Genomic DNA, 2477 nt, shown 5'->3' on the forward strand with positions numbered 1-2477 from the left:
ATGGGGGTGGGCTTGTAAACCCAAATTGGCTGATCCGGAGGAGATGCGGGTGGGGTTGGGCGTGGGATCGGCTGCGGCAAGGGAATGGTCTTGCGATCCGGCGGTTCAGGAGATGGCTGCTTCAGCTCCTCAAGGGTGCTGGGAGGTTTGGGGGCCTGAAATTGAATCGCTTTGGGAGTCTCCCTGCGCTCTTGGGCCAATTCTCGGTACAGAGCGGCCAATTGAAGGTAACCCGCCTCCTCGTAGGCGGTGGCCAGCCAACGGGCATTCTCTGGGCTGGGATCCGCACGATAAGCTCGCCGGAGCAACTGCAAAGCAGTGCCGTAGTTGCGCTCTCGAATGGCTGCCCGTCCCAAACTCGCTGAGCTGACCCCGATGGTATCGCTGGCCATAGTCCCCCATCTGTCTTGGCGCCGACAATAGAGCTAAGAGTCAAGGCTGAGCTGCTGATAATTCAGGTTTTCCAAGCCAGCCACGTGGGTTGACGCTTGCTTAATATAACTGGATTCCTTGGCCATAGCATACCCTCACCAGCCGGGATGTTATCTGCTCGGACAGCTCCCTCTTGTTGAGATCTCTCGCTTTATATCAATTCAATGTCGATATTGAGGGTGGGATTGGATTGAGATCTGGATGCCAAGTTAACTTTCGGGCTAGCTTGTAGTCAGATCTTCAGCAGCAACAGGTTCTGACGCCAACATGATCCAAGACTTTCGAGAGCGGTACCCCATGGGCAGCTTGCTCACCGATCTGTTGCGGGTGGAAGAAGGGATCTACATCGTCAGAGCCCAGGTGGTGGTGAACAACACGGTTTTGGGCAGTGGCATGGCTGGCTCGAACACCGTCGAAGAGGCGGAAGATGCTGCCTTGAAGCGCGCCCTCCACCACGCAGGATTTGGTCGCCCCACTTCCTCTTTGAGTTTGGGCATGGATTCTGCTGCCGCCAGGGTGCCTTATCTGCCAACTCCTGAGTTGGCCAACGGACACGCTCAGTCTTCCCCTGCTTCTCCAGCCCCCGAGTCGATAGGGATCCCTGCAAAGCCAAGTTCCCCAGAGCTGCCCGGTCTAAGTGAGCCGGCGGCCTATGGGGATGACCTATCGGACATCATTGCCCAAACGGATGTGGAGATGCAGCGCATTGGCTGGGGCCGCAAGGAAGGACAAGAGTTTTTGGAACGTCGCTTTCAGAAGAAATCTCGCCACCAACTCAGCGACGCCGAGCTGCGGGAGTTTTTGCGCTACCTAAAACAGCAGCCCTCCCGCCTCAGCAGCGAACCCCGCTTTTGAAGTCTTCTCGGCCTTGCCGCCAAGATCTCGGGATCTGGAGATCTGGCAACTCCTATCTTCCAACTAGGGTTGTTCCGAGCCCGTTCAAGTAGCCTCTGACCCTTGCCCCCGGCCCCTCTGGAAGGGGGAGTTGGGAATCAAGCCAGCCAACTGTTTTACTGCTAGTTGGCTGCTACTTGGAATAAGCCCGTTCTACCGTCGGTGTCTTGCTGCTGCTGAAGCTAGGGCGCACCTACAATCACGCTGGTGTCTTCCATTTGCTTCACGACCGTTTCTCCCCCTTCCGAGAGCACAACCCGTCGCTCTGGCACCGATACTCCGGCCACCTTGGCGGTTTGGTAGTTTTGCCCGGCCTGCACCACAGCGGGAATGACACCTGGGCCAGAAACCAGAGCAAAGGACTCGCCGCCGATCTGTATCATCCCGGAAACCTGTACACTGCGGGCAAAGGCAGCCGGGTCGGGGGTAGGCGTTGGGATCGGGGTGGCCACTGCTACAGGCGCTCCATTGCCGTCGCCAGGAGGGGGCAAAACCGGAGGTGGAGGCAGGGGCGGCAGGACAATCTGCGGTTCAGGAGCGCGAATGTTCTGGGGCACAAAGGGATCCACACGGCCAGCCCCACTCAAGGCCCGCTGGGTTTCCTGCTCTCGATCCACTGGCGGGATCAGGCTAGAGGCAGCTTGGGTAGCCTGCAGAAGGGAGGGCACCGGCGGCGGGGGTTGATCGGGGGCGGTCTGGCCAAAGCCGGCAGGCAAGTTCACCGTTTGTTGCCGGGCGAGAGCTTGCATCTGGCTGGCTCCGCGGGCCAAGGTGGCGCTCATATCCTGTTCCCAAGTCCCTGCAGCATTCAGCCGCATGATCACAGGGCTGGTTCCCCCCCGAGACTCCACCCAAATTTCCGCTTCTGTGTCGCTCAATCGCCGCGAGCTGAGGATCCGGGATCCCGGAGGCAAGAGGGGCCGAAGCGCCAGTTCGGCCTCAGGAACAGCCTGTTCGTTGGCCAGAGCCGGGAACCAACGGGGGGCCAAAAACGCAACGCCCCCTGCCAACAGCAGGCCGGCTACAAGAAAGCAGGACAATGGGCGAGCAGGCAGCGATTTCAGCATAGAGACCACCGGGAGAGAGCATGACTCTAGTCAATAATAAGCTCAACTATACTGAAAATAATGTATAATATGTTCAGTACGGAT

At 58.6% G+C, this 2477-nt stretch carries 2 protein-coding genes and 1 pseudogene; 1 reads left to right on the forward strand and 2 read right to left on the reverse strand.

Annotated features, from left to right (window positions below):
* Window positions 1–392 (reverse strand): annotated as a pseudogene (locus NW837_RS06035) (hypothetical protein); the annotation flags it as partial.
* 307 nt (window positions 393–699) lie between these two features.
* Here NW837_RS06035 and NW837_RS06040 point away from each other — a divergent pair.
* Window positions 700–1287, forward strand: a complete 588-nt coding sequence (locus NW837_RS06040; RefSeq protein ID WP_414329849.1) for a hypothetical protein — start codon at window positions 700–702, stop codon at window positions 1285–1287.
* A gap of 221 nt (window positions 1288–1508) precedes the next feature.
* Here the strand turns inward: NW837_RS06040 and NW837_RS06045 are convergent, their stop codons facing one another.
* Window positions 1509–2393, reverse strand: a complete 885-nt coding sequence (locus tag NW837_RS06045; RefSeq protein ID WP_414329850.1) for a hypothetical protein — start codon at window positions 2391–2393, stop codon at window positions 1509–1511.
* Between the last annotated feature and the right edge of the window lie 84 nt (window positions 2394–2477).

It is taken from the genome of Synechococcus sp. R6-10 (assembly GCF_047461815.1).
Taxonomy (GTDB): Bacteria; Cyanobacteriota; Cyanobacteriia; order Thermostichales; family Thermostichaceae; genus Thermostichus.